Genomic DNA, 24,002 nt, shown 5'->3' with positions numbered 1-24,002 from the left:
TCTGAATACGCCGGCAATTCATGTGGCAGATTACGCTATCGTTTACCTGAATCGTAAGGCTCTCCAACCGCTTTAGGCGCTCTTGAAGATTTAGAAAATACAATCAATGCAATGAGCGTGACTACGTACGGGAATATCTTCAAGATGATCGGCGGAAAGACGGCAAGCGACGGTATGACTTGAGACACGTTAGCGACCGTGCTCGCGATTCCGAAGAACAGAGTTGCAGCCAGTACTCCTAACGGCTTCCATTGTCCGAAGATCAACGAGGCTAGAGCCAAGAACCCTAATCCCGCTACGCTACCCGTAAACTCTCCGGCATATGTCACAATGATAATCGCCCCGCCAAGTCCCGAGAACGCTCCCGAGATCATAACGCCGATGTACCGCATCCGCTTCACGTTGACCCCGGCAGCTTCCGCTGCGTGAGGATGCTCTCCGCAGGCTCTTAACCGCAATCCGAACGGCGTCTTATAGAGAACGAAGGAACTGATTGCAACGATGGCTAAAACTAACCATGTGGTATCATAAGTCTTCGAAAATATTAAGGGTCCGATGATCGGAATATCGGAAAACCCCCGGATATTATAAGGCGCAAAATTGCTGATCCTAATATTCCCGCTCCCTGTCATGTTACGCGCAAGGAATATCGTGATCGCTCCGGCGATCATATTGATCGCCGTACCGCTAATCACTTGATCCGCGCTCAGGTTAATACTGGCAAAAGCATGCAAGAGGGAGAATAGCGCCCCTGCAAGCAATGCCGCAAGTAAGCCGACCCAGATCATGTACGGATTGTTCGGATAGAGGGCTTGTAGTTTGAAAGTGGTGAAAGCGCCCGCGAAAGCACCCATAATCATAAGACCTTCTAACCCGATATTAACAACGCCGCTTCTCTCGCTGAACAGTCCGCCTAATGCCGTAATAAGCAATGGGATGGTGAAAACAATGGCATAAGGAGCAATCTGCACGATCGTTGTCCACATACGGCTACTTCACCTTCCCTTCATGCTCTGACGCCGATTTGGCGTTAGCCTTGCGACGGATAAACCATCTGATCAATCTTTCAATCAAGATGCTGGTCGCCGCGAAATAAATAATAATGGCGATAATCGAATCCGCTATTTCCGGGGGAATCTCAGTCATGGCATTCATGAATCCTCGACCGGAATACAGAAGACCGAAGAACAACGCCGACAACAGCACCCCGACCGGCGAATTTGCCCCGAGCAGAGCGACGGCAATGCCATCGAATCCTTGAGACGGCAATATCCCGATTTGGATATTCGAAGCATTCCCGGCGTATAGCGCAACCCCGCCGATACCTGCTATACCGCCCGAAATGGCCATGGACAAAATAATACTCCTGTTCACGGCAATACCCGCGTATTCCGCAGCATGCCTATTATTCCCTACGGCCTTCAACTCGTAACCGAATGTCGTCTTGTTAATAATGAACGCGACGATAATAACGGCTATTACGGCTACGAATAGCCCCAGATTAATATAAGAGCCATCGAACATATCGGTAAGGAAGCTTACCTTCAATGAAGCCGATTCCGGCAACGGCTTCGACTCCGTTTCCAGAAACTCGCCTTTCAGATAAGCAGGTACCGCATAATAAATCGTCCAATAGGCAATCCAGTTCATCATGATCGATGAAACGACTTCGTGAACGTTGAATTTCGCTTTTAAGAAGCCGGGGACGACAGCCCATAGAGCTCCGCCCACGAAACCCGCGATAAGCATAAGGATTAGCAGAATGGCTTTAGGAAGGTCTAAGGATAGTCCGACAGCAGAGGCGCAGAACCCTCCGAAGAGCAATTGTCCGGCGACGCCGATATTAAACAATCCTGTACGAAACGCAAAAGCTACCGAAAGTCCGCTGAAAATCAAAGGGGTCGCCGTAGCGAGCGTATTTCCGATTCTTTCCGGATTTTTCAGTCCGCCTTCGAACAAGTAAGAATAACCGGTAATTGGATCATGGCCCGTTACCGCCATCAAGACGGCCCCGGCCAGCAGTCCGAATACGACTGCGAGCAAAGAGACGACTATTCTGTTGTTCATGCGCCCTCCTCCTTCTTAACGCCCGCCATCATTAATCCGATCTCATTTTCAGTCGTTTCCGAAGCTTGTACCACGCCAATCAATTCCCCTTGGTTTACGACCGCTATTCGATCGGAAATATTCATGATTTCTTGAAGTTCGAGCGATACAAGCAGTACGGCTTTGCCGTTGTCCCGATGATTAATCAGTCGCTTGTGAATATACTCGATCGAGCCGACGTCAAGTCCCCTGGTCGGTTGAACCGCGATTAATAGAATCGGGTCTCGCTCGATTTCCCGTCCGATGATCGCCTTCTGTTGATTGCCCCCCGACAACGATCTAGCCACGGAGGAAGCGCCTTCACCCGAGCGAACATCATAGCTCTCTAAGATCTCATTTGCATACTGTTTGATCTTAGAATTCTGCAATATTCCTTTGCGCGAATAAGGTTCACGATAATACACTTCGAGCACAATATTCTCCGCCAAAGTGTAGTCTAAGACTAACCCGCGCTTCTGACGGTCTTCCGGGATATGGCCGATACCGCTCTCGATCCGATCGCGAATCGAATGCCCCGTTATATCTTGTCCATTCAACACGATATTTCCGGATTCCACTTTGCGCAAGCCGGTAATCGCCTCGATCAAATCCGATTGTCCGTTGCCTTCTACTCCAGCGATACCTACGATCTCGCCTGCACGCACCTCTATGGAGAAGTCTTTAAGACCGAGCACCTTCTTCGCGTTCTTGACGGAAAGCGATTCCACCTTTAACACGACCTCGCGAGGAACGCTCGCGATCTTATCTACTTTGAAGGAAACTCTCCGGCCCACCATCATTTCCGCCATATCCGCTTCGCTCGTCGGAGCGACGTCAACGGTTCCGATCGTTTTGCCGCGCCGAATAACCGTGCATCGATCAGCGAAAGATTTAATCTCCTTCAGCTTGTGGGTGATGATGATGATCGATTTACCTTCAGCGATCAGATTTTTCATAATGCGCCCAAGTTCATCGATTTCCTGCGGCGTTAGCACGGCTGTAGGCTCGTCTAAGATCAGAACATCCGCATTCCGGTACAAAGTCTTCAGAATCTCCACCCGTTGTTGCATGCCGACGGAGATATCCTCGACTTTAGCGTGGGGATCTACATTTAATCCGTATCGCTTGGATAGCTCTTCTATTTTTTTACTAGCTTTTTGAATATCGATCCCTAATCCAAACCATTTCCGCGGCTCGATGCCCATAATGATATTTTCCGTGACCGTAAAATCCTCTACCAGCTTGAAATGCTGATGTACCATCCCGATTCCGAGCTCATTCGCCACATTCGGGTTAGCAATCCGTACTTCCTTGCCGTTAACCTTGATTACACCTTGATCCGCTTGGTACATCCCGAACAAAATGCTCATCAGCGTGGATTTACCCGCACCGTTCTCACCTAGCAAAGCATGGACTTCTCCCCGCTTCAAACGCAACGTAATATCATCGTTTGCGACGATACCGGTAAATTCTTTCCTAATATTTAGCATTTCCACTGCGTATTCCATCAGTGCTTCCTCCCCTGGACAGGACGAAATGATTACTTATAGAGGCTTTTTTTGAACTCTTGGCTTAAAGAGTTCAACACGCCCGATAAGCCGATAGCTTATCAGGTCTGTTGAACAAAAAAAGACGGAGTTCCCGTCTTTTTTGTATTCAGTTCGCTCTTACTTGATCAAGTTACCTTTTTCGCCAGCGACTTTAATTTCACCGGATTTCAACTTTTCATAGATTTCGGCAACTTTGGACACCGTCTCTGCCGAAAGGTTCGGATTTTCTTTCGGAAGACCAATTCCGTCATTCTTCGCATCGAATGTCAACGTTTTGCCGCCAGGGAAATTACCCTCTGCCTCAGCTTTGATCATATCGTACGCGACCGTGTCAATATACTTCATAGCGGAAGTAAGAACGACCGATTTACCGTTTTTCTCGCCATCTTTATATTGGTCTACGTCTACGCCTACGATCCACACGCCTGAACGGTTTTTCGTTTCGTTAATCGCTCCTACGCCTACTCCGCCAGCTGCCGCGAAAATAACCTTAACTCCGCGATCGTACATTTGCGCAGCCAATTGGCTACCTGCCGCAACGTTATCGAAGCTGCCTTGGTAAATGACGTTTTCCGCTTTGAGCGATAATTTAGTGCCCAGGTTCTCATTCGCATAAGCTAGGCCTTGCTGGAATCCCCAGTTAAACTTCTGAACCGCGGGAATTTCCATACCGCCGATAAAGCCTGCTTCGCCTTCTTTGATTTCAAGAGCGGTAGCGATCCCTGCCAAAAATCCGGATTCATGCTCTGCAAAATAGACGGAAACCGTGTTTTCTTTAACTACGTAATTGTAGTCGCCATTTTGCGGTCCACCATCGATAATAACAAATTTAGCGTCTTTATATTTATCTTGGGCTTTAAAGATTGCCGTTTCGAACTTGAAGCCTGGCGCTAAGATGAATTTAAAGCCAGCGTCATACAAGTTTCCGATTTCTTTGGAATAATCGGCCTCTGTAGTTCCAGCCGGTTTCAAGTACTTCTTCTTCACGCCTAATTCCGCTTCTGCTTTAAGAACGCCTTCCCAAGTCCCTTGGTTAAAAGACTTGTCATCGATCGTACCCGAGTCGGTTACCATACCGACTTTCAGGTCAACAGCCGGACTTGCCGCCGGTGCCGAGCTGCCGCTTTCTTGGGCAGGAGAACTGGCCGAATTGCCACCGTTATTTTTGCTTCCGCAAGCCGCGAGCACGGAGAATACCATCGTTAGTAAAGCTAGCATAATAATTCTTTTCTTCATCCTTAAAAGCCTCCCCTAATTCTGATGTTTGATGTAAGGATCAATGGTTTAACTCGACTAGCTTACAATCGCGCAACGATCTCCCTAACTAGCGAGATGAACATTGGTTTCGTGCGATTGGCTACTTCAATCACTTGTTCATGGCTCAACGGCTCCAAGTGCTCGCCAATCGCCATGTCCGTCACGCAGGAAATCCCAATCACCTTCATGGCCATGTGACTAGCCACGATAACCTCAGGTACCGTTGACATGCCTACCGCATCCCCGCCAAGCTTGCGGAGCATCGTCAATTCCGCTGGAGTCATATAGGTCGGACCTGTAATTCCGGCATATACCCCCTGTTGGACGTTAATGCCTAACGATTTAGCCGTTTCCCGAACTAACTCAAGCAATTCAGGCGTATACGCCCTGCTCATATCCGGAAATCTAGGTCCCAATGTCGGCTCGTTAGCACCAATTAGCGGATTAGCCCCGGTCATGTTCAGGTGATCCTGGATAAGCATCAAATCCCCCGGTTTAAACTCGGGATTCATGCCTCCGCAAGCGTTCGTTACGATTAGCTGGTCGACCCCTAATGCCTTCATGACGCGTACCGGGAACGTGACCTCTTGCATCGAATAGCCTTCATAATAATGAAACCGCCCTTGCATTGCGATGACAGTCTTATTATGGAGTCGGCCTGTTACAAGCTGGCCCGCATGGCCTTCGACCGTCGAAACCGGAAAATGCGGGATCGACTCGTAAGGAATTCGGACAGCGTCTTGAATGTCGTCGGCGAGCTCGCCCAACCCGGAGCCGAGAATAAGACCGATTTGCGGCTGAACGGAAATCTGTGACTGAATATAGGTTTTCGCCTCTTCCATTCTGTGAAGCAACTGGCCCATTTTCAATTCACCCCCTTTAATAAACTACCCCAATTTCGATACGTCTCTATCGTCTATTTCACTTCTCCGACAAGAAGCGGAGGAGGGGTTACCGGTTGACTCTGAATTTGCATGGATTCATACATTTTCGCCAATGCTTCATCTGCCGATTCAGAATTGGAATGAATTGTTGCCAATGATTCGCCTAGCTGTACGGAATCGCCTATCTTCTTATGCAGGACGATCCCTACCGCCAGATCGATTCGCGATTCCTTCGTCGCACGACCAGCTCCGAGAAGCATGGCAGCCAGTCCCATATTCTCTGCGGCTATGTTCGCGACATATCCCGCTTCCTTGGCCGGAACTTCGATCCGATATTTCGCAGTAGGCAAACGCTCGGGGTGATCCACTACCGAAGCGTCTCCACCTTGCGCTGCCAAGAACGTCTTGAACTTCTCAAGGGCATGGCCGTTAGCAATCGATTGCTCCAACAATTGTCGGGCTTCCTCCTTTGTCGAGGCAACACCCGATAATACAGCCATATGGCTACCTAAAGTCAAGCAAAGCTCTGTCAAATCCTCGGGCCCAGTTCCTCTTAGGGTATCAATTGCTTCCTTAACCTCTAGTGCATTGCCGATCGCATTGCCGAGCGGCTGGCTCATGTCGGAGAGGACGGCTACCGTACGGCGTCCAACGCGGTTGCCGATATCGACCATACAAGCGGCCAATTCTTCCGCTTCGTTCATCTCTTTCATGAAAGCGCCATCGCCAGTCTTCACGTCAAGAACGATAGCATCCGCCCCCGAGGCGATTTTCTTGCTCATGATGGAGCTTGCGATGAGCGGAATGGAATTTACGGTACCCGTCACATCTCTAAGTCCATAAAGCTTTTTATCGGCAGGGGTTAAGTTATCGCTTTGACCGATGACCGCTAGACCGTTCTGGTTCACTAGCTCAATGAAGGTGGAATTGTCGATCTCCACGTGAAATCCGGGAACGGATTCCAGCTTATCGATCGTTCCGCCCGTATGGCCTAATCCTCTTCCAGACATTTTGGCCACGGGCACGCCTATCGAGGCCACTAGAGGCGCAAGCACGAGCGTAGTCGTATCCCCTACGCCCCCCGTACTATGCTTATCCACTTTAACTCCGTTAATCGCCGACAGATCGATCGTTTCTCCGGAATGGACCATGGCCATCGTCAAGTTTGCCCTTTCCGTCGGGGTCATCCCGCGGAAGAAAATAGCCATCGCCATCGCCGACATCTGGTAATCGGGAATGGTGCCCTCAGTATATCCGCTAATGAGAGTGTTGATTTCGTTCTCCGTTAGTTCTCCGCCATCTCTTTTTTTCGTAATTAAATCGACGGTTCTCATCGCTTATCCCCCTAATTTAATTAACCTGTCTAGATTAATAGCCTTGCCCGACTCCGCCCGTTACAATCGCAATGGACGAACTCGCGCCGAGCCGAGTTGCTCCGGCTTGAATCAATTTCTTCGCGATATCCAAGTCCCGGACTCCCCCGGAAGCTTTAATGCCCATGTCCGGACCCACGACGTGACGAATGAGCGCGATGTCTTCGACGGTGGCCCCGCCGGTTCCGAACCCCGTCGAAGTCTTGACGAAATCCGCTCCCGCTTCCTTACATAGAAGAGACGCTTGCCGTTTCTCCTCATCCGTAAGATAGCAGGTTTCGATAATGACTTTAACTTGTGCTTTCCCTTTACATGCTTTAACAACTTCTACGATATCTTGCTTGACCGCATCGACATGACCGGATTTCAGTGCTCCGACGTTAAGAACCATGTCGATTTCCGTAGCTCCGGCAGCAATCGCATCGGATGCTTCCGCAGCTTTGATCTCTGTCCGGCTCGCCCCAAGAGGAAAACCGATTACCGTCGTTAACCCGACTGAACTGCCTTTCAATTCCTTAGCGGCAAGCGGAACCCAGTAAGGATTCACGCATACGGTTGCGAAGCCGTATTGCTTCGCTTCCTTGCATATCCGGATGATCTCTTCCTCAGAGCTTACAGCGGCTAACAAGGTATGATCTATCATTCCCGCGATTTGTTCTGGCGTCATTATGATCTCTCCTATGTGTCTATTTTTCCAAGTAGGTGTTTGGCCGTAATCTGATCCGTCACTAAAGTGTTCGCGTACTTCCCTTTAAGCGCTCCGTAGATCGCATTCGTCTTGGAAGGCCCTCCCGCAACGAGAATGGAATGTTCCTTCGAACGCAAGTCCGCCAGCTCAATCCCTACCGTTCGTTCATCTAGGCTTGGCAAGCATATTTCACCGTTACAGTCGAAATATCTCGAACATATGTCGCCTACCGCTTGCGATTTGATGATTTCAAGCTCATCCTCGCGCAAATAATTCGAATTGATGAGCACGGAATCCGGAGTCGGGGAGCCAGCTGTGAACACAGCGATATTCGCCCCTTTACCCATATCCATCACTCTGCGAATATGTCGATCCGTAAGCATGGATTGCTTGACGAGAATATGATCAACAATGGCCGGCAAGTACATGAAGTAAGGCGTTACTTGAAACGCTTTCCCGAATAAATGAACGATTTCCGAAGGGGAGATGTGGACATCGGCGTCGCTAACGCCGCCATTCAATTGAACGACGAAAGAATTGTTCAAGGGTTTCGTCTTCAACTGAAGGGCAACCTGATACATCGTTGAGCCCCATGAAGCGCCGATGGTGTCTCCGTCTTTAGCCAATTCCGCGACGTAGGTTGCCGCTGCCTGACCGATGTATTTTTTCACGATATGTTCTTCATAAGCCGGAGTATAAGCAACGATCACATTGTTCAGTTGGAATCTTTCTTTCAACAAGTTTTTCAGAACCTCGACATCCTCTGTCGGATCCTTGATCTCGATCGTGACGATTCCTTCTGTTTTCGCCTGCTGAAGAAGACGGGATACTGTAGGCCTAGATACGCCAAGAGCATCTGCTATTTGATTCTGGCTATAATCCAAATGGTAATATAACTTGGCCGCTTCGATTATTTTTTTGATTTTGTCGTTTTCCAACAAAACTCACACCATTCAAAGATCAGATTTTTGAAATTATGTTCATTTGAAATGAAATTATGTTCTCATATCCGCTATTATAATGGATATTAGATTTCCGCGCTAGCGCAAAATACATACAAATACATACAAAAGCTGACACCTCGACCCAGATGTCAGCTCTTACCTTTTTCTATATCAAGAAAAGTTACTATTCGATCACGTATGCCGTCCCTTTGTTCGCGCGCTTCTTCTCGATTAATGCGATTTCGCGAATTTCGGGAGGTACGACGTAATATTTCGATAAGTGCATTTCTGCTTCTCTCATCACTTCTTCATCGTTGTCTCCCATTACGATCAAAGCGACATCCTTGTCCGCCAGGCTAACTTCCAGTTTATATAAGAACATCTTCTAACCCCTTCCCTTAGTAGACGCAAAGGGGCTGACAGGCAAGACCGAAATAGTCCTCCTGTTCAGCCCCTCACTCGTCACGACATTATTGAGACAATCGCAAGGCCAAATTGTACAAATCCAAATTAAAGGACTTCTTAGTCGATACTACTTTATCAATATCGGTTGCTACGAATTCACCATTTATGATTCCGATTCCTTTACCCGAATCGCCCTCTAACAAACGTTGAACCGCATAATCGGCCAGCTGGCTCGCCAGAATCCGGTCGTTGTGCGTAGGAGAACCTCCGCGTTGAATATGTCCAAGGACAGTAACCCGCGGCTCGATACCGCTGTATTCCGTAATATTCCTAGCCACTTCTTCCCCAGAGCATACGCCCTCGGCCACGACAACGATTCCATGCCGTTTGCCCTTCTGGAAGTTATCTTTCATCCGTAAGGAAATATCTTTAATATCAAATGGCACTTCCGGTACGAGAATCGCTTCCGCTCCGCTAGCCAAGCCAGCGTACAAGGCAATATCGCCGCAATGGCGTCCCATGACTTCTACGACCGACGATCTCTCGTGGGAAGTCATCGTATCGCGAAGCTTGTTGATCGCATCTACGACAATGCTAACCGCCGTATCGAATCCAATCGTAAAGTCGGTGAACGGAATATCGTTATCGATCGTCCCCGGCAATCCCATCGTTTTGATTCCTAGCTTACTGAGTTTGTTGGCACCATGATAGGAACCGTCTCCGCCGATAACGACTAATCCGTCGATTCCTTGTTCGCGAAGAACGTCGGCGCCGCGTTGTTGGCCTTCCGGGGTAATAAACTCTTTACAGCGCGCCGTTTGGAGAATCGTACCTCCGCGTTGGATAATATCCCCCACGCTACGCAAATCCATCGGTCTAAGATCTTGGTTGAGCAAACCTTGATAGCCACGTTGTACGCCGTAAACTTCCAAACCGCGGTACAACGCGCTCCTGACGACAGCTCGAACCGCAGCGTTCATCCCTTGAGAATCCCCACCGCTTGTTAATACGGCAATCTTTTTCACAGCATTCATCCCAATTCCTCCCAATTATCTCTAATGCTCTACATGACCTTCCTTATCCAATGGCTGTTTAGCCAGAAAAACACCCTAGTCCATGGGCTTCCCTTCATGAGAAGCTTGGCGGTTCTGCGAACGTCCTGCTGATCCTTTACCTTCGGATCCGATAAATAGAGGGCCACGAGGCCTTCCACGATCATTCTATGGAAATGTCCGAACGGGAGGGCGTCAGCGGATTTTCTTGCCGCATTCACCATCATTTTCATCCGTTCGTCTAACATCTGCTGACTATCAAAGTAACTGCAGAAGTTCAAATCTCCACCGATCCTATCCTCCGCTTGGTCGATCAGATAGTCAAGCAAGATATGCAAGCCGCATATGGACGGAAAATAGTGATTTCTGATCGAAGCGGCTTGATCCGCATCAAGCAACGGATCGCTTGCAGCGAGAAAAAGCATGAACATCCCAAGCGTGGACCCGGTTGCCGCCGCGAATTCATTCCACATGAGCTGCGGATATCGCTGAGAATGCTGGTTCCACCAGCTCAATAATGCCGGTTCCCGATCCTCCAGGGTAATATGCTTGTATACCTGCAAATCCCCGTATAGCTTCACTAACTCTACCACATGCTCCTGCACCAGATGATAGGTCGGAAGCTCAGCGATGGAGGCTCTGCATTGCTCGACAAGCGCTGCCAAGTACCCGCCGTCGTCTTGCTCTTCCCGCAGAGCATAGTAGTTCGAGATCGATAACTCGGGCGATACCGCGTCAATCATGCTTTGATGGAGCAGCCGAAAGTCGTTCGGATCTAAGGACGTACTTCGATCGCATAAATTATCCAGATAGTCGCTTATCGTCTGTAATGCAACGATTAACGGGATTAACACCTGTCTTCGCTCGAGATTAGCCGCTGCGTATACCCCTCCGCCTTCGCAATGAAACTGCTTGGCGTTCATGCTGTCCAACGCTTGCTTGCGAAGTTCGGGATCCGCGATCGTATTGGCTCTAGCCCGCCAACGGCCCAGCTCTGCTCGTACTTCGGGCAAAACATATTTATAAACTCTTTTCATTAGCGAAATCGGTCCACTGGGGGCTCGACCCGCCAGTAAGGTCTGGCTTCTCATTTCAGGGGTCCTCCGCTTTGCTCTATCCGATATGCATTTTGGCTTCGTCGTCTATTTCCTGCTGCGTGCGGAACCATATATTCAGATCATTAATACGGCTTGCCAGATCGGCGATATCTCCGTTAATGGCGCAGGATTGTATGAAGTCGTCTTCCTCGAAAAGCTGTTGTTGCTTGATTCTAATCGTGGCTTCAAATCTAATAATATGATCCGGTATACATCCGCGGATCATTTCCCATCTCGCTAATATCGCCGTCTGATGTTCAATATCGAGTTGCTCCCAGGCACATTCCAAACAAGGGACCGAAATGCCATGCCGCTCGCTATATTGGAACTGGTTATCGAGCCACACTTCAGTTACTCTCATTGTTTCCACCCGATTTCTCCTTAAAGCCTAGCAAAAACCATCATCCTTTAATTTATCATTTCAGACCGACGAAATCCAGCATTAATGTCCGAAATCCTTTCCCGAAACATGTCGAATATCTGATATAATACAAGCTATCTGGACGCACGGAACCAAGTACATACAACTAGAGGGTGTCAATTATGTCACAAGATAACGAGCCGGTCTCGCTGAGACGGCTTTTCCTGTTTTTTATTCCCATGGGTATTTCTGTTCTATTAATCAACTTAAGCCATGTTATCATTAACGGCACTTTAGCCAGATCCAGCAATCCCGAGATCATTCTCGCTGGTTACGCGCTTGCGATGAGCCTGCTAGTCGTAACGGAGAAGCCGGCCGTGCTTTTCCGCCAAACGTGTTCAGCCCTGGTCAGGGATCGCATCTCGTTCCGGGCCGTCAGAAGCGTCAGCTTCTATGTTTTCGGAGCTGCCCTTGCTTTCGGAGCGTTAGTCGCCTATACGCCAATCGGGCATTGGATATTCGGATTGGCTTATGGAGCGGATCCGATCGTCGAAAAACAAGCTATTCACGCTTATCAAGCTTTAATGTTCCTGTCTGTTTTTTCCGGGATAAGATGCCTCTATCAAGGTGTTATTATTTATAAGATGAGAACCCGATGGTTGACGATCGCCATGATCTTCCGCCTGCTCGGCATGTTTCTTCTCTCCCAGTATTTTCTGCACATTGGAGTCAACAGCGCCTTGCAAGGAACGACCATTTTCGTCTTCGGCATGGTAATCGAAGCTGCCATTAGCTGGTGGGAATCAAGCGCTCTTCTGAAGAAAATGCCCGAAAGGGAAGAAGAATGTACCATTACGAAGCCTAAGCAAGTAACGGCTTTCTATAACCCGTTGCTGTATTCCTCGCTTATTGTCGTTTGGCTGATGCCGATTCTAAACGTGCTTCTCGGAACGACGGAGAGGGGGACGCTTGCCGTCGCTTCGTTCGCCGTCGCGGGCAGCCTCATGAACTTGGTTTTGGGATTTTTCACTTATTTCCACCAGATTGCCTTGTTGTTCGTAAAAACCAATCCCGCAATCGTCCGTAAATTCACATTAATGTTGGGATTCATCCCTCCGTTGCTTATGCTGCTCATGGCATTTACACCGATTGGTTCTTGGATGTTTTCTCATATTCTCGGGGTAAAGGACGAGCTATTGACTGCATGTATTCATGCCTTGAGAGGATTTTTTCCTTTCGTGCTCGTATTCCCTTGGTTAGATACCTTAAACGGGATCGTGATGGCAAATGGGGAGACGAAGCTGATGTTCGGTTCTCAGCTCGCCAATGCTACCCTATCGGCAATCAGCATCGTCGTTCTCGTTTTATTATTACCTGAATGGAGCGGCGTTCTGGGTTCATTAGCTCAATCCGCCGGCATATTGGCGGAATTGCTTTTCCTTGCATGGCTATTCCGGCGCAGTCATCGTTCTAGCAAGTAACGAACGAGTAACAAGAAAGGAGTACCCCTCTCATGGAACATTCAAGCTCATTGCGTGGGCAGTTGTTCATTTTGCGGACGATGCAGTTTACGAACTATGCCACGATGGTATTGCTCGTTACCTACTTCCCGCTCTACTTCGAAAGCTTAGGATATACGAAGCTTCAAATAGGAGCAATTTATTCCGTCGGCCCCTTCTTATCCATTATTTCCAATCTGGCCGTCGGGGTCATAAGCGACCGCACCAAGAACCTCAGGCGCATTCTCAGCCTGTTGTTCTGCGTTCAAATTCTGGCTCTCGCGTTGCTGTTGCCCCAGAAGGAGTTCGGCATCATGGCTGGCATTATGGCGCTGTTCTACCTGTTCCAGACGCCTGTAAACTCCATGATGGACAGCGTATCCTTGCTTGCGGCCGACCAAATGAAACGAAGCTTTCCCTCCATTCGGATGTTCGGCTCGCTCGGCTACGCGGTGTGTGCCGTATTGTTCGGATACTTGCTGAAAGTTTTCGGATCTGACCTGACGATTACGCTAGCCATTATCGTAATAGGTATCTCGTTTGTTTTTTCTTTTTTTATCGGTAATTATCAAGCTACGTTGCGTAAATTCGAATTTAGCGGATTATGGGGACTTCTACGCAAAAAAGAAACGGTTACCTTCTTCTTGCTTATCATGGTCGTATCCATCGCGCACCGGATGAACGAAGGATTTCTATCGATCGCCATGAGGGAGATCGGGGCGGATGACTCCGTCATCGGGTACGCTTCGCTTGCTTCCGCCGTCAGCGAGATCCCGATGTTCTTCCTGCTAGCCAAGTTCGGCCATCGCTTCCGCGAATTGCCATTGCTCGCTCTCGCTAGCTTTATTTATGTCATTCGCTTAGGATTGCTTAGCTATGCAAGCGAGCCGTGGATGATGGTCGCCTTGCAGACCATGCACTCCGTCACCTTCGCCATTTTCTATATTACGGCATTACGTTGCTTACAAGCTCTTATTCCCGACGAATACCGTTCATCCGGCCAAGCCGTATTCGCGGTCGTATGGTCCGGATTAGCCGGTCTCGTTGCAGGTACGTTAGGCGGCTGGATGTACGATTCCATGGGTCTAGCTTATGTATTCCGCACTGGCGCGATCTTCGCTCTAGTCGGCGCTTTCGGCTTCTTATTCGTGCATCTGCGTCGCAGCCAATAATGGAACCCTTTAGCTTAATCTAATCATGTACGCAAAAAACGGGCTTCACCGTCTTTAACGGTGAAGCCCGTTTAATTGTTTAGCCAGTCTCCGCTTGGGGTTCCCAGCTCTCATCGTCCGAACGGGCGACGATAATTCGCGAAACCCGCAGGTGATCCGTCTCTTCGATCGTGAAGCGGAACCCTTCCTCCGATACGACGAATTGATTTTTCTTAGGCGGATTCTCTATTTGCGAGTAGATCCAACCGCCGATCGTATCGTAATCGTCCGTCGATATATCTAGGCCGAAGAAGCTGTTTACTTCTTCTATCAGCATCATGCCGTTAATGGAATAAGTGCTTTCATCGCGTTTCTCGATATCGGGACGCTCTTCATCGAACTCGTCTTGAATTTCTCCGACGATCTCTTCCATAATATCCTCTAGCGTAACCAAGCCCGAGGTTCCGCCGTACTCGTCGATCAGAATCGCGATTTGCGATTTTCTCTTCTGCATAAGCTTGAGCAGAGTACTGATCGGCATACTCTCGGGAACCGTAGTCATCGGTCGCATAACATCCCGGATGTCCAGAATCGAATGGTCGGTCACTTTCAACAAGTCTTTAATATGCACGAATCCGATAATGTTATCTTTATCCTTCTCGCATACCGGGTATCGCGTATGCATCTCGCGTAGCGCAATGCTCTTGTTCTCCTCGAAAGACAAATTGCCGTATAAGCAACTCATTTCCGTTCGGGGGATCATAATCTCTCGTGCATTGGTTTCCGCAAATTCGAAAATATTATCCATAAGCGTTAATTCGGTTTTGTCGATCAGCCCGCTCTTATGGCTCTCTTTCACCAGTATCCTTATTTCTTCCTCCGTATGAGCAGAAGAGGATACATCCGAAGTATCTATTCCGAATGGTTTGAGCAGCAATCCTGCAGTACCGTTAAGTACCCAGATAAACGGACTCATGACTTTGCGGAAGAAGATCAGCGGCGACGCTGTCCACAGCGTAACCATCTCGGCTTTGCGAATGGCAACCGACTTCGGAGCAAGTTCTCCGAGAACGATATGAAGCACGGTTATGAAAGTAAAGCCGATCACGAAGGATAACGGGTGAACTAGCTTATCTGACATATTCATCGCTTCAAACATCGGTTCGAGCATCCGGGCAATTGCCGGTTCCCCGATCCAACCAAGTCCTAGAGAAGTGAGAGTAATACCAAGCTGACAGGCCGATAGATACGCATCGAGATGATCCATCAGATGAGAAGCGACCTTCGCTTTCTTATGCCCTTCTTGTACTAATGTATCAATTCTTGAACCGCGTGCTTTGACCATGGCGAATTCTGCGGCAACGAAGAAGCCGTTCAGAAAAACCAGAGCAAAAATCAAGACCAAGTCCACGCTTAATGGAAAGGGGTCACCGTCCAAATAATCCCTATCCTCACCACTCGGAGAGGATAGGTACACCTCCTTTATATAATGAAAAATATCTTACTAACGTAAATAGCACTTCAGAAAGGGTATACGTTTTAAAATGGGTATACGGCTTTATTATAGCTTAGACGGTTTAAAGCAGTCCGTCAAACGACGATTAACCCTGTAATTTGCCGTAGTACCCATCTCTATTCGCTTGAGCCTGCCACCTATGCCGATTTTTCGTTCTAAAAGGCATTATATCCCGATTTCCAAAAGTTTCATCTTATGATACAGGGAGCCCCGCTTCAGATATGAGGTTTCTTCCTTGATTTTTGGCTTGATACAAAGCTAAATCCGCCGCTTGAAGCCACTGCGCGGGCGTCTGCTTCCATGTGGAGTTCCAGGTTGCCACGCCAACGCTAATCGTTACGATCGCATCGGTTGATACTCCTTTATGCGGGATTATGCAATTAGCGATCGCTTGCCTGAGCTGCTCAGCGGAGTTTAACGCCCTCTCCCGATCATGCTCGGGCAAGAGGACGGCAAACTCCTCTCCGCCATAACGATAAACGGTTCCTCCGGCTTGTTCAGCCACTTCGCCCGCGATACGGGCAACCATCTGAAGGCACGCATCGCCAGCTTGGTGCCCGTAATGATCGTTGTAGGCTTTGAAATTGTCTACATCGAACAGGATTAGGGAATTCTGTTTATCCTTATCCTGCGTTAAGTCCCAAAGCGTATGAATGTCTTGATCGAAGGACCGCCTGTTAGGAATGTCCGTTAATCCGTCTAACGTAGACAACCGTTGCAGCAGTGCGTTAGCTTCTTTCATCTTGCGTTCGGCTTCCTTGCGGGTTCCGACTTCCCTAGCTACAATCAGCACGGCAGGGCGCCCACCATAAGAAAAACCGATTGCCGTGACGTCCACGTCCACCAGACTTCCGTCAAGCTTTACGAACTGTTGGTCCATCGTCCCGACATCCTTCTCCCTTAGAGCCATTTGGGCTCTATCGTTAACGGCCTTCACGTAAGGTTCATGGACGAATTGCATCATGGGCATACCTAGTAATTGCGAAGAATCGCTGACTCCCATTAGCTTCGCGCAAGCCGGATTGGCAAACACTACCTTTCCATCTTGATGAATGGCGATCGCATCCGGAAAATGATCGACCAAACGACGATATCGCCGTTCGCTTTCGAACGTGCCTCTTAACGCATTCTTCGTTGTCCGGAACATGACCCAAGTCGCCATGATGGCGATCAAGGACACGATCGCCCCCATTAGGATCAGAACCATCGAATAGTTCGCACGCTTCTGCTGATCGCTCCATGCCCCTTCCATCGTACCGGTAACATTCAGTTCCAATTTATGAACGCTATCGCGAAAAAGCTTCATGTCGACTTGTCCATCGTTGAACAACGAGACGGCTTCCTCCAGCTGCTTGTCTTTAATCAGCTTATTTACTCGCTCGAAAAAAAACTCCACGTTAGCTAAACTCGCTAACGCGTTCACGATCTCATCTTCGTATGCGCTAGTCTGGGAGCCTTCCTCCAGCAACTGCTGTTTAACTTTATCCACTTCTGCCTTTCCTTGCTCATAAGGTTCAAGGTAAGTCGAGTCTTTAGTAAGCAGGTACCCGCGGATTCCGTTTTCTTGGTTCACAACGGCAAGCAACAGCTGATTCACGATATGGTCCATCGGATAAGTATGCCGGGTCAGCTTATTTGTCGTATCGCTAATTCCCCTAAAGGACATAAAGTTAAAAATACTGACGACCAAAAACAAGCCAATCGTACAAATATAAAGGCTAGCGAGACGCCAATCGTTGCGACGCAGCACGCTATCGCCTCCGTTTGATGCAAAATGTCATAACTATTATTTCCTGTCGCCCACATCGATTTTACCATAGGCCTGTATAAAACGACCAAATAATCCCTCATTTTTCTCTGTTCTTGCTTCTGCGAATTCGTTGGTTATGTCGGATCTTATCCTCCATCCCTTGTTCTGTCGCTTCATAGAATACTTTGGAAGAAAGCTTGTCAGGCAAGTAATTCTGGTCCACATAGTGACCCGGATAATCATGAGGATACTGATAGCCGACATGTCCCAGCTTCTTAGCGCCGCTATAGTGACCATCTCTGAGGTGAAAAGGCACTTCCGCGGACTTGATGGAATCGAACGATTCCATGATCCGTCCGATCGTGATCGCGATTGAATTGGACTTAGGACTTTCCACTGCAAACAAGATGGCCTGCGCCACAATATATTTCGACTCCGGCCAGCCGATTCGATGATAAGCTTCCATCGCGCTAACGGCTTGTACCATGGCCTGCGGATTGGCTAGTCCAATATCCTCACTGCACGCGACCGTAAGGCGCCGAAGAAATACCATCGGATCCATTCCGAGTTTCTCCACGGCATAGAGAAACCAGAACAGCGCCGCATCGCTTGAACCTCTAACACTCTTATGAAAGGCTGACAGAACGTCGTATTGCGTCGATTCATCCGCTTGCACGGTAGGCTGACGGATGGATTCCTCCGCGATTTCCAACGTCACGCGCACCGTGCCGTCGAGCTCCGAAGTCGTCGTCACCGCCGCTAATTCCAGAGCCGTCAGAGCGCGACGGATATCTCCGTTGGCCATCGATGCGATATGCGCCAATGCTTCCTCTTCTATCTCAAGCTTCATGAATCCTAGCCCTTTGGTAGAATCGGTTAATGCTCTGCGCATCGCCGCCATGGAATGCTCTTTCGTTAGTGGCTCCAATCGGAACAAAGTCGAACGCGACAGCAAAGCTCCGTTCACGGAATGAAACGGATTTTCCGTTGTCGCGCCGATAAATATAATAATTCCTCGCTCAACGGCAGGAAGTAGCGCATCTTGCCTCGCGCTGTTAAACCGATGCACTTCATCGAGGAATAAGATCGTTTTACGACCGTACATGCTCTTATTGCGTTCCGCTTGTTCGATCACTTCGCGCACGTCTTTGACCGAGGCGTCCACCGCGTTTAGGCGAACGAAGTCCCCTTTCGTCTGCTTGGAAATAATATGGGCCAACGTCGTTTTGCCGCATCCTGGAGGTCCGAATAAAAGGATGGACGACACGACATCCCCCTCGATCGCCCGCCTGAGCAATTTTCCTTCGCCAACAACGTGATCTTGACCGATATATTCGTCCAACGACTCGGGCCGCATCCGATCTGCAAGTAATCTTGTAATCGGCTCTGATTCCGCGCCAAAGCTGAATAAATCCATATCGTTATACCGCCTTTCCTCTCTTCCATCATACCAGAAACCCCATCCGACCGAAAGAGAATGGGAACTAATGTTCCTCTATAGATTGGACAACTCTTCCTTAACGATCGCTCTCCGCTCCCTAATATAATTTCGAATGACACTAGACTCGTTAAGAAATTCTCCGTAGGACCATCTACGTGCCGAGTCTTCGCGAATATACGGAGTTATTTGATTTATCATTTTCTCCGCTATGGGCATAAGTCTGTTCTCCGTAAAGGGACCAATCAATGCCTTCTGCAAAATCAGTTTATATTGTCTCTTAATATGAGGGTAAGACATTAGTTTACGGGTCAAGTAGTTGTAACCGGACACTGCGACTAAATCGCCAGCAACAATCCGACCATAACAATTTCGTCCCCACGTTCCTTCGTAATCCCATGGAATCATACGAAGTTTACCCGTCACACGGCTTCTGTAGATCGAGTAATTTTGTTCAAACCCGTCATAATTGCCCGTTAATACGGCTCCCGCAAGCCAACTCAAATAATTTTGGACATCCAACCGCGATTTGATAAACGATTCCTTTCGCGACTCCTTTAACGTATTAATTCCTCTTATGAAAGATTTGAGCTTCGTTTTCTCCGACGCATCTCCGAAACGATATTCATACCCTGCCAAAAGCGATGATTTGGTCCGATTCGATTCCGAAGAATACAAGCTGAAATCCGCCTTGTCGTTAATGGCATAGAACAAGGAAGAAGCCCCGATCCTCCTCCTGCGAAAAAACAGCTTCTCAACGCCTTCTATTTCCAAGTAGACCCCTTGCGATTGGCCGTTGATCATGAAATGAACATGTTTTGTTCTAGGAGCGGGTACGCCGATCATCGGAAAAAAGGCAAACGATAACGCATTGCGAATCATGGATGGATCATCGAATTCCGCATTATAGTGGAACGCTTGGTTTTTGCGCACGACCTCGTACGAGCGTTTAGGGTAACTTCGGGTATGCCCTCCGCGATAACGAACCGATACCGACTCCGTTCTTCCGTTTGTGATCATTTTTGCCGGTACATAATTGTCATTCCACAAGTTTTTCTCTAACTCCCGGCTTGCCGAATCACTAATTATTAGCGCTCTGACCGTTAGAGGCATGCCGACTCCGCCTTTCCTCATGAAGCGTCGATTCATCAGAATCAGCGTATGTCACCCCGGCATTCGCGGAAACGGCATTCGTCTATGCAGCAATTCAAAAAAAAGATGAGATACCTCACGCAGGCTAACTGCGAAAAGGATGACCCCATCTTGCGGCTTCACTTATTTGCGGCAACCGCATCTGCCACGTCCGCCTGATCTTCCACGGCTTCCGCCATGTCCGCCCTTACGTCCGCCCTTACGTCCACCTGTACGTCTGCGGCTACCGCAGCGTCCACCTGTACGTCCGCGACTACCGCTGCGTCCACCCTTACGACCGCTGCTTCCATTACTTCCTTCCGAACGTCCACCGCTTCTGCTTCGTCCGTCAGTACCACCGTCAGTACCACCGCCAGTATGCCCGTCTGTCCCGCCAGTGTGCCCGTCTGTCCTGCCAGTATGCCCTTCCGTTCTGCCGTTATCGTCTCCCCAATTTCCCCAAGTACGATGTTCATTTTGCGAATCAGTGCCATTTTGTCCTTGGGTCGGATCTTGCTGATCAGGATTACGTTGGCCGGTTTTTCTTTTGTTCCCACCGACTTTTCTCCACCAACACTTACATTTACGGTAATAACGTTTCGGTCGAATACGGTTGTTCCCATGCAATTCCAAGCTCAATGTAGCTGCACCTCCTATATGAAGATCATTCAATCTATGAGGCAAAAGTAATTATAGATAGAGACAAGCGCAGAATAGCCAATAAAAAGGGCATTTCACTCTACGATTAGCTGATTTTTCACTGTACTCGGACAACCATCCATATCTCTTCATAGAAGGGACACATAAATATAGATTACAAACTCGCTTCCCCTACAAGTGCAAAGGAGGGACAAAGGATAAGGATATCAACAGCGTATGCGGACAAGAACACAAGTGCCTTTCGGTCACTTTGTCAGAAGTAAGTTAAGCGAATCTATCAATATTAATCATTTCCCTATTATGGAAGGAGAATGTACCCATGTTATTCAGTTCCAATCCCGCTGTTCAACCTAATCAACCGGCACCCCAACAACAAGAAACTCAATCGAAGCAGCATAACTATGTGTTACAAGCCAATCAACTCATTGGACAGCAGGTCCGTGTCAATCGAGGCGGCCCGGATAGTATCGAAGGCGTGCTCATCGCGATTCACGGCGATTATCTGGTCATTTTGTCCGAAAGTACGATCTGCTACGTGAACGGAGCGCATGTCAAAAGCATCACCGAAGGATCCAAGAGCGGAGGAAAAAGCCACGGAAATGGTTCAGGCAGCCGTTCCAAAGGTGGACGCAGCGGCCACAAGAGCCATATTAGCGCCCCTAACTTCCAAGGCTTGCTATCCCGTCTGCGGCACAAACACGTTCAAATTAACCGCGGAGGTCCGGAAAAGTTGGAAGGGTTCCTCGCGGAAACTTCCCGGGACAACATCTTGCTGATCGTCGACCGGGAATTCGTCAGAATCCCTGTTTTCCACATTAAAAACGTATCCCTTTCCCAGAAAAACCAAAACAGCAATAATAACAATAACAATAAAAACAACAATAAATCCGGAAGCAACAGGTCCGGCGGCAAAAATCGGAGCGGCGGAGATCAGGGTCGTAACAAAGATAACGCTCGTCGTTAACTAAGCCACGCCCAGGTTCAACCTTAGTCGCAAAGGAGGTTCTTCCGCTGAACCCATGAAAACTTATTTGAACCAATCCGTTTCTCTTACCGTATCGGGCACCCGTTTTCCAGTCAAAGGCAGGCTCGTCGATCTGGGCGCCGATATTCTAGTGCTTCACAACGGCACCCAGTTCCTCTATGTTCCGCTCGTCCACATCCAGCAGTTGACCCGTTGTCCCGTGCTCGAATCCAATTATGGCGTGCTGTCCGAACCGCCGTTCGATCCTGCGATGGGTTTGTCCTACCGTAAAGTGCTGCTTAATGCCAAAGGAATGTTTACCGAGTTGTACATTGCAGGCAATCAGACGGTTCATGGTTACGTTACAAGCATCATGAATGATTTTTTCGTCTTCTACTCTCCCATGTTCAGATCGTTATATGTTTCTATGCGACATTTGAAAATACTCGTACCTTACGCTCCCCATACGACGCCCTATGCTCTGGAACAGGAGAAGTTCCCGGTTCATCCCACGACGGCATCGCTAGCCCGTACCTTTGACCAGCAACTAAGGAAATTCGAGAATGAATTCGTCATTTTGGACTTAGGAGAACACCCAGAAAAAATCGGGTTACTCAAAACCGTTCAAAATAATCTCCTTGAATTGGTCACCGCGGACGGCGCCAGCACCTTTATTCATCTCGATCACGTAAATACGATACACCGTCCTTAAATCGCTCCGTCCGACGCAAAAAAGGCTATCCCGAGAATAGATCTCGGAATAGCCTTTTCTATGTTTTATTTCGTTTGTTAGAGCTTATCCGAAGGCCTTTTGAGTCCGTCGTTAAGCTTTTCGACAGCTTTCTGAATACGGGAAACACGTGTTTCTTCGCGCTTGGCCTCCAAGATCCACCGAACGTACTCTTTCTTGTGGGAAGGTGCTAGCTTCTCGAAGAACATGGAGGCTTGTTCGTTCGCATCAAGCGCCTTCCGCAAGTCCACAGGCGCTTCGAGAGTCTCTGCTGTTTCGGAGTTAACCGCTTTGCGTTCAGCCGGAGTAACGCGAACTTTCGCCCCCGCTTCCATAGGCCTGAATCTCATCGCCGACCAAATCTCGTCCACGGAGATGAGGGCAACCCCTTCCCAACCCGCCTCATGGACAACGGACCACCCCCGGTCCCTGTTCAGATCGGTCTTGAGCTTCGAGGTCCCCTTCGGATAACACAGCCACAGCAACCCATCGGTTTTCACAGCACGAAGAGCTATTGGAGCCCACTTCTCCACTTCAGCAACGTTCATCGCGAACAGCTGAACGTAATCGTAAGTCCCCCGTTCGCCCTCGCGCAGTTTTGTACCGTCAGCCGTTTTACCGATCCGTTCGAGATAGCCTTCGGGAGGCCCCATAATGGCCATCTTACTTGTCGCTGAAACTCTAAGCTTCTTGGCTAAAGCTTCATCCATACGGTTTATCTACCTTGGCGAGCAGCTCCCTGAATACGACGCTTACCATAATCAAACCCGCGACCGGAGGTACGAAAGCGTTACTCGAAGGCGGTTGTTGCGCTTTGCGTATCTCGGGCGCCGTATCCGGAACGATTCTTTGCGTCACGTCTTCCCTAGGCTTGATAGGCAATTCCGTGGAGAACACAACCTGAACGCCTTTCTTGATCCCTTCGTTGCGCAGCTTCTTGCGGATGACCCTGGCGATCGGATCGACCGTCGTTTTCGAAATGTCCGCAACTTGAAACCTTGTCGGATCGGTTTTGTTCGCTGCCCCCATACTGGAGATAATCGGAATTTTCCGCTCTAAACATTGCTTGATCAGATGAATCTTGTACGATATCGTATCCGACGCGTCTACGACGTAATCCAGCGGATACTTGAACAGTTCCTCGTACGTTTCCTCGGTATAAAACATCCGCAACGAAATGACGTCGCACTCTGGATTGATCAGTTTGATGCGATCTCTCATTAAATCCGCTTTGGGCTGTCCGACGGTCGTCGTGAGCGCGTGGATCTGGCGATTGACGTTCGTGATATCGACGACATCCTTGTCGATCAACACGATCCGGCCAATTCCGGAACGCGCCAACGCCTCGGCGGCGATTCCACCCACTCCGCCAATGCCGAGCACGGCGACCGTGCTGCCCTTGAGCAGCTCCAGCCCTTCCGGTCCGATCGCTAATTCCGTCCTAGAGAACTGATGCAGCATCGGTTC

23 protein-coding genes are annotated in these 24,002 nt (G+C 48.9%); 4 read left to right on the top strand and 19 right to left on the bottom strand.

Annotated features, from left to right (window positions below; translation table 11 throughout):
* Nucleotides 1–35: 35 nt before the first annotated feature.
* From L3D05_RS06880 to L3D05_RS06825, 12 genes are all read right to left on the bottom strand, one after another.
* Nucleotides 36–986: an ABC transporter permease gene (locus L3D05_RS06880; protein WP_239615261.1), complete on the bottom strand. Its 951-nt coding sequence runs from the start codon at nt 984–986 to the stop codon at nt 36–38.
* A gap of 4 nt (nt 987–990) precedes the next feature.
* The gene (locus L3D05_RS06875; protein WP_239615260.1) at nt 991–2,067 is read right to left on the bottom strand and encodes an ABC transporter permease; all 1,077 of its coding nucleotides are present in this window, start codon (nt 2,065–2,067) and stop codon (nt 991–993) included.
* Nucleotides 2,064–3,593, bottom strand: a complete 1,530-nt coding sequence (locus L3D05_RS06870) for an ABC transporter ATP-binding protein (RefSeq protein WP_239615259.1) — start codon at nt 3,591–3,593, stop codon at nt 2,064–2,066. Before L3D05_RS06870 ends, L3D05_RS06875 begins: the two co-directional genes overlap by 4 nt.
* 159 nt (nt 3,594–3,752) lie before the next feature.
* Complete coding sequence (locus L3D05_RS06865) at nt 3,753–4,871, bottom strand: BMP family lipoprotein (protein ID WP_239615258.1); 1,119 nt, start codon at nt 4,869–4,871, stop codon at nt 3,753–3,755.
* 62 nt (nt 4,872–4,933) lie between these two features.
* Nucleotides 4,934–5,755, bottom strand: coding sequence for a purine-nucleoside phosphorylase (locus L3D05_RS06860; RefSeq protein ID WP_239615257.1), 822 nt, complete (start codon nt 5,753–5,755; stop codon nt 4,934–4,936).
* A gap of 53 nt (nt 5,756–5,808) precedes the next feature.
* On the bottom strand, nt 5,809–7,110 hold the full coding sequence (locus tag L3D05_RS06855; protein WP_239615256.1) for a pyrimidine-nucleoside phosphorylase: 1,302 nt from the start codon (nt 7,108–7,110) through the stop codon (nt 5,809–5,811).
* A gap of 34 nt (nt 7,111–7,144) precedes the next feature.
* Nucleotides 7,145–7,816 carry a deoxyribose-phosphate aldolase gene (deoC, locus tag L3D05_RS06850; RefSeq protein ID WP_239615255.1) on the bottom strand — a complete coding sequence of 224 codons (672 nt, stop codon included), beginning with the start codon at nt 7,814–7,816 and terminating at the stop codon, nt 7,145–7,147.
* A gap of 11 nt (nt 7,817–7,827) precedes the next feature.
* The gene (gene deoR, locus L3D05_RS06845; RefSeq protein ID WP_239615254.1) at nt 7,828–8,775 is read right to left on the bottom strand and encodes a DNA-binding transcriptional repressor DeoR; all 948 of its coding nucleotides are present in this window, start codon (nt 8,773–8,775) and stop codon (nt 7,828–7,830) included.
* 190 nt (nt 8,776–8,965) lie between these two features.
* Entirely contained in the window at nt 8,966–9,163 is a 198-nt protein-coding gene (locus L3D05_RS06840) for a DUF3906 family protein (protein WP_239615253.1), read from the bottom strand.
* A gap of 88 nt (nt 9,164–9,251) precedes the next feature.
* Nucleotides 9,252–10,220, bottom strand: coding sequence for a 6-phosphofructokinase (gene pfkA, locus L3D05_RS06835; RefSeq protein ID WP_239615252.1), 969 nt, complete (start codon nt 10,218–10,220; stop codon nt 9,252–9,254).
* Nucleotides 10,221–10,249: 29 nt separating this feature from the next.
* Nucleotides 10,250–11,329: a tetraprenyl-beta-curcumene synthase family protein gene (locus L3D05_RS06830; protein WP_239615251.1), complete on the bottom strand. Its 1,080-nt coding sequence runs from the start codon at nt 11,327–11,329 to the stop codon at nt 10,250–10,252.
* A 22-nt stretch (nt 11,330–11,351) separates the two neighbouring features.
* Nucleotides 11,352–11,696, bottom strand: coding sequence for a hypothetical protein (locus L3D05_RS06825; protein ID WP_239615361.1), 345 nt, complete (start codon nt 11,694–11,696; stop codon nt 11,352–11,354).
* 182 nt (nt 11,697–11,878) lie between these two features.
* Between L3D05_RS06825 and L3D05_RS06820 the strand changes: the two genes are divergently transcribed.
* Nucleotides 11,879–13,177, top strand: a complete 1,299-nt coding sequence (locus L3D05_RS06820; protein ID WP_239615250.1) for a multi antimicrobial extrusion protein MatE — start codon at nt 11,879–11,881, stop codon at nt 13,175–13,177.
* A 32-nt stretch (nt 13,178–13,209) separates the two neighbouring features.
* The gene (locus L3D05_RS06815; protein WP_239615249.1) at nt 13,210–14,367 is read left to right on the top strand and encodes an MFS transporter; all 1,158 of its coding nucleotides are present in this window, start codon (nt 13,210–13,212) and stop codon (nt 14,365–14,367) included.
* Nucleotides 14,368–14,446: 79 nt separating this feature from the next.
* Here L3D05_RS06815 and L3D05_RS06810 read toward each other — a convergent pair whose 3' ends face one another.
* The 5 genes from L3D05_RS06810 to L3D05_RS06790 form a co-directional block, all read right to left on the bottom strand.
* Nucleotides 14,447–15,784 carry a hemolysin family protein gene (locus L3D05_RS06810; protein ID WP_239615248.1) on the bottom strand — a complete coding sequence of 446 codons (1,338 nt, stop codon included), beginning with the start codon at nt 15,782–15,784 and terminating at the stop codon, nt 14,447–14,449.
* A gap of 271 nt (nt 15,785–16,055) precedes the next feature.
* Complete coding sequence (locus tag L3D05_RS06805) at nt 16,056–17,612, bottom strand: diguanylate cyclase domain-containing protein (protein ID WP_239615247.1); 1,557 nt, start codon at nt 17,610–17,612, stop codon at nt 16,056–16,058.
* Between the two features lie 97 nt (nt 17,613–17,709).
* Nucleotides 17,710–19,029, bottom strand: coding sequence for a replication-associated recombination protein A (locus L3D05_RS06800; RefSeq protein WP_239615246.1), 1,320 nt, complete (start codon nt 19,027–19,029; stop codon nt 17,710–17,712).
* A gap of 78 nt (nt 19,030–19,107) precedes the next feature.
* Entirely contained in the window at nt 19,108–20,163 is a 1,056-nt protein-coding gene (locus L3D05_RS06795) for a CotH kinase family protein (protein ID WP_239615245.1), read from the bottom strand.
* Nucleotides 20,164–20,321: 158 nt separating this feature from the next.
* Entirely contained in the window at nt 20,322–20,738 is a 417-nt protein-coding gene (locus tag L3D05_RS06790) for a hypothetical protein (RefSeq protein WP_239615244.1), read from the bottom strand.
* Nucleotides 20,739–21,160: 422 nt separating this feature from the next.
* Here L3D05_RS06790 and L3D05_RS06785 point away from each other — a divergent pair, with 422 nt between their 5' ends.
* Both L3D05_RS06785 and L3D05_RS06780 read left to right on the top strand, forming a co-directional pair.
* Entirely contained in the window at nt 21,161–21,805 is a 645-nt protein-coding gene (locus tag L3D05_RS06785) for a DUF2642 domain-containing protein (protein WP_239615243.1), read from the top strand.
* A 55-nt stretch (nt 21,806–21,860) separates the two neighbouring features.
* Complete coding sequence (locus L3D05_RS06780; RefSeq protein WP_239615242.1) at nt 21,861–22,517, top strand: YwrJ family protein; 657 nt, start codon at nt 21,861–21,863, stop codon at nt 22,515–22,517.
* 77 nt (nt 22,518–22,594) lie between these two features.
* On the opposite strand, the gene L3D05_RS06775 is transcribed toward L3D05_RS06780, so the two are convergent.
* Nucleotides 22,595–23,245: a YdeI/OmpD-associated family protein gene (locus tag L3D05_RS06775; RefSeq protein WP_239615241.1), complete on the bottom strand. Its 651-nt coding sequence runs from the start codon at nt 23,243–23,245 to the stop codon at nt 22,595–22,597.
* Nucleotides 23,238–23,996 (bottom strand): tRNA threonylcarbamoyladenosine dehydratase, encoded by a 759-nt coding sequence (locus L3D05_RS06770; RefSeq protein WP_239615240.1) that lies wholly within the window; start codon nt 23,994–23,996, stop codon nt 23,238–23,240. The genes L3D05_RS06775 and L3D05_RS06770 overlap by 8 nt, the downstream gene beginning before the upstream one ends.
* Between the last annotated feature and the right edge of the window lie 6 nt (nt 23,997–24,002).

It is taken from the genome of Cohnella mopanensis (genome assembly GCF_022352055.1).
In the GTDB taxonomy this organism is placed as follows: Bacteria; Bacillota; Bacilli; order Paenibacillales; family Paenibacillaceae; genus Cohnella; species Cohnella mopanensis.
Note: the sequence above shows the minus strand (reverse complement) of the source record. Positions and strands in the feature narration are given on the sequence as shown.

What these genes read in the sequence shown, in the direction of transcription:
- L3D05_RS06855 (WP_239615256.1), bottom strand. Translation starts at nt 7,110, where the DNA reads ATGAGAACCGTCGATTTAATTACGAAAAAAAGAGATGGCGGAGAACTA.
- pfkA (WP_239615252.1), bottom strand. Translation starts at nt 10,220, where the DNA reads ATGAATGCTGTGAAAAAGATTGCCGTATTAACAAGCGGTGGGGATTCT.
- L3D05_RS06800 (WP_239615246.1), bottom strand. Translation starts at nt 19,029, where the DNA reads ATGGATTTATTCAGCTTTGGCGCGGAATCAGAGCCGATTACAAGATTA.
- L3D05_RS06825 (WP_239615361.1), bottom strand. Translation starts at nt 11,696, where the DNA reads ATGAGAGTAACTGAAGTGTGGCTCGATAACCAGTTCCAATATAGCGAG.
- deoC (WP_239615255.1), bottom strand. Translation starts at nt 7,816, where the DNA reads ATGACGCCAGAACAAATCGCGGGAATGATAGATCATACCTTGTTAGCC.
- L3D05_RS06880 (WP_239615261.1), bottom strand. Translation starts at nt 986, where the DNA reads ATGTGGACAACGATCGTGCAGATTGCTCCTTATGCCATTGTTTTCACC.
- L3D05_RS06770 (WP_239615240.1), bottom strand. Translation starts at nt 23,996, where the DNA reads ATGCTGCATCAGTTCTCTAGGACGGAATTAGCGATCGGACCGGAAGGG.
- L3D05_RS06785 (WP_239615243.1), top strand. Translation starts at nt 21,161, where the DNA reads ATGTTATTCAGTTCCAATCCCGCTGTTCAACCTAATCAACCGGCACCC.
- L3D05_RS06775 (WP_239615241.1), bottom strand. Translation starts at nt 23,245, where the DNA reads ATGGATGAAGCTTTAGCCAAGAAGCTTAGAGTTTCAGCGACAAGTAAG.
- L3D05_RS06870 (WP_239615259.1), bottom strand. Translation starts at nt 3,593, where the DNA reads ATGGAATACGCAGTGGAAATGCTAAATATTAGGAAAGAATTTACCGGT.
- L3D05_RS06815 (WP_239615249.1), top strand. Translation starts at nt 13,210, where the DNA reads ATGGAACATTCAAGCTCATTGCGTGGGCAGTTGTTCATTTTGCGGACG.
- L3D05_RS06860 (WP_239615257.1), bottom strand. Translation starts at nt 5,755, where the DNA reads ATGGGCCAGTTGCTTCACAGAATGGAAGAGGCGAAAACCTATATTCAG.
- L3D05_RS06875 (WP_239615260.1), bottom strand. Translation starts at nt 2,067, where the DNA reads ATGAACAACAGAATAGTCGTCTCTTTGCTCGCAGTCGTATTCGGACTG.
- L3D05_RS06865 (WP_239615258.1), bottom strand. Translation starts at nt 4,871, where the DNA reads ATGAAGAAAAGAATTATTATGCTAGCTTTACTAACGATGGTATTCTCC.
- L3D05_RS06830 (WP_239615251.1), bottom strand. Translation starts at nt 11,329, where the DNA reads ATGAGAAGCCAGACCTTACTGGCGGGTCGAGCCCCCAGTGGACCGATT.
- L3D05_RS06840 (WP_239615253.1), bottom strand. Translation starts at nt 9,163, where the DNA reads ATGTTCTTATATAAACTGGAAGTTAGCCTGGCGGACAAGGATGTCGCT.
- L3D05_RS06795 (WP_239615245.1), bottom strand. Translation starts at nt 20,163, where the DNA reads ATGCCTCTAACGGTCAGAGCGCTAATAATTAGTGATTCGGCAAGCCGG.
- L3D05_RS06780 (WP_239615242.1), top strand. Translation starts at nt 21,861, where the DNA reads ATGAAAACTTATTTGAACCAATCCGTTTCTCTTACCGTATCGGGCACC.
- L3D05_RS06820 (WP_239615250.1), top strand. Translation starts at nt 11,879, where the DNA reads ATGTCACAAGATAACGAGCCGGTCTCGCTGAGACGGCTTTTCCTGTTT.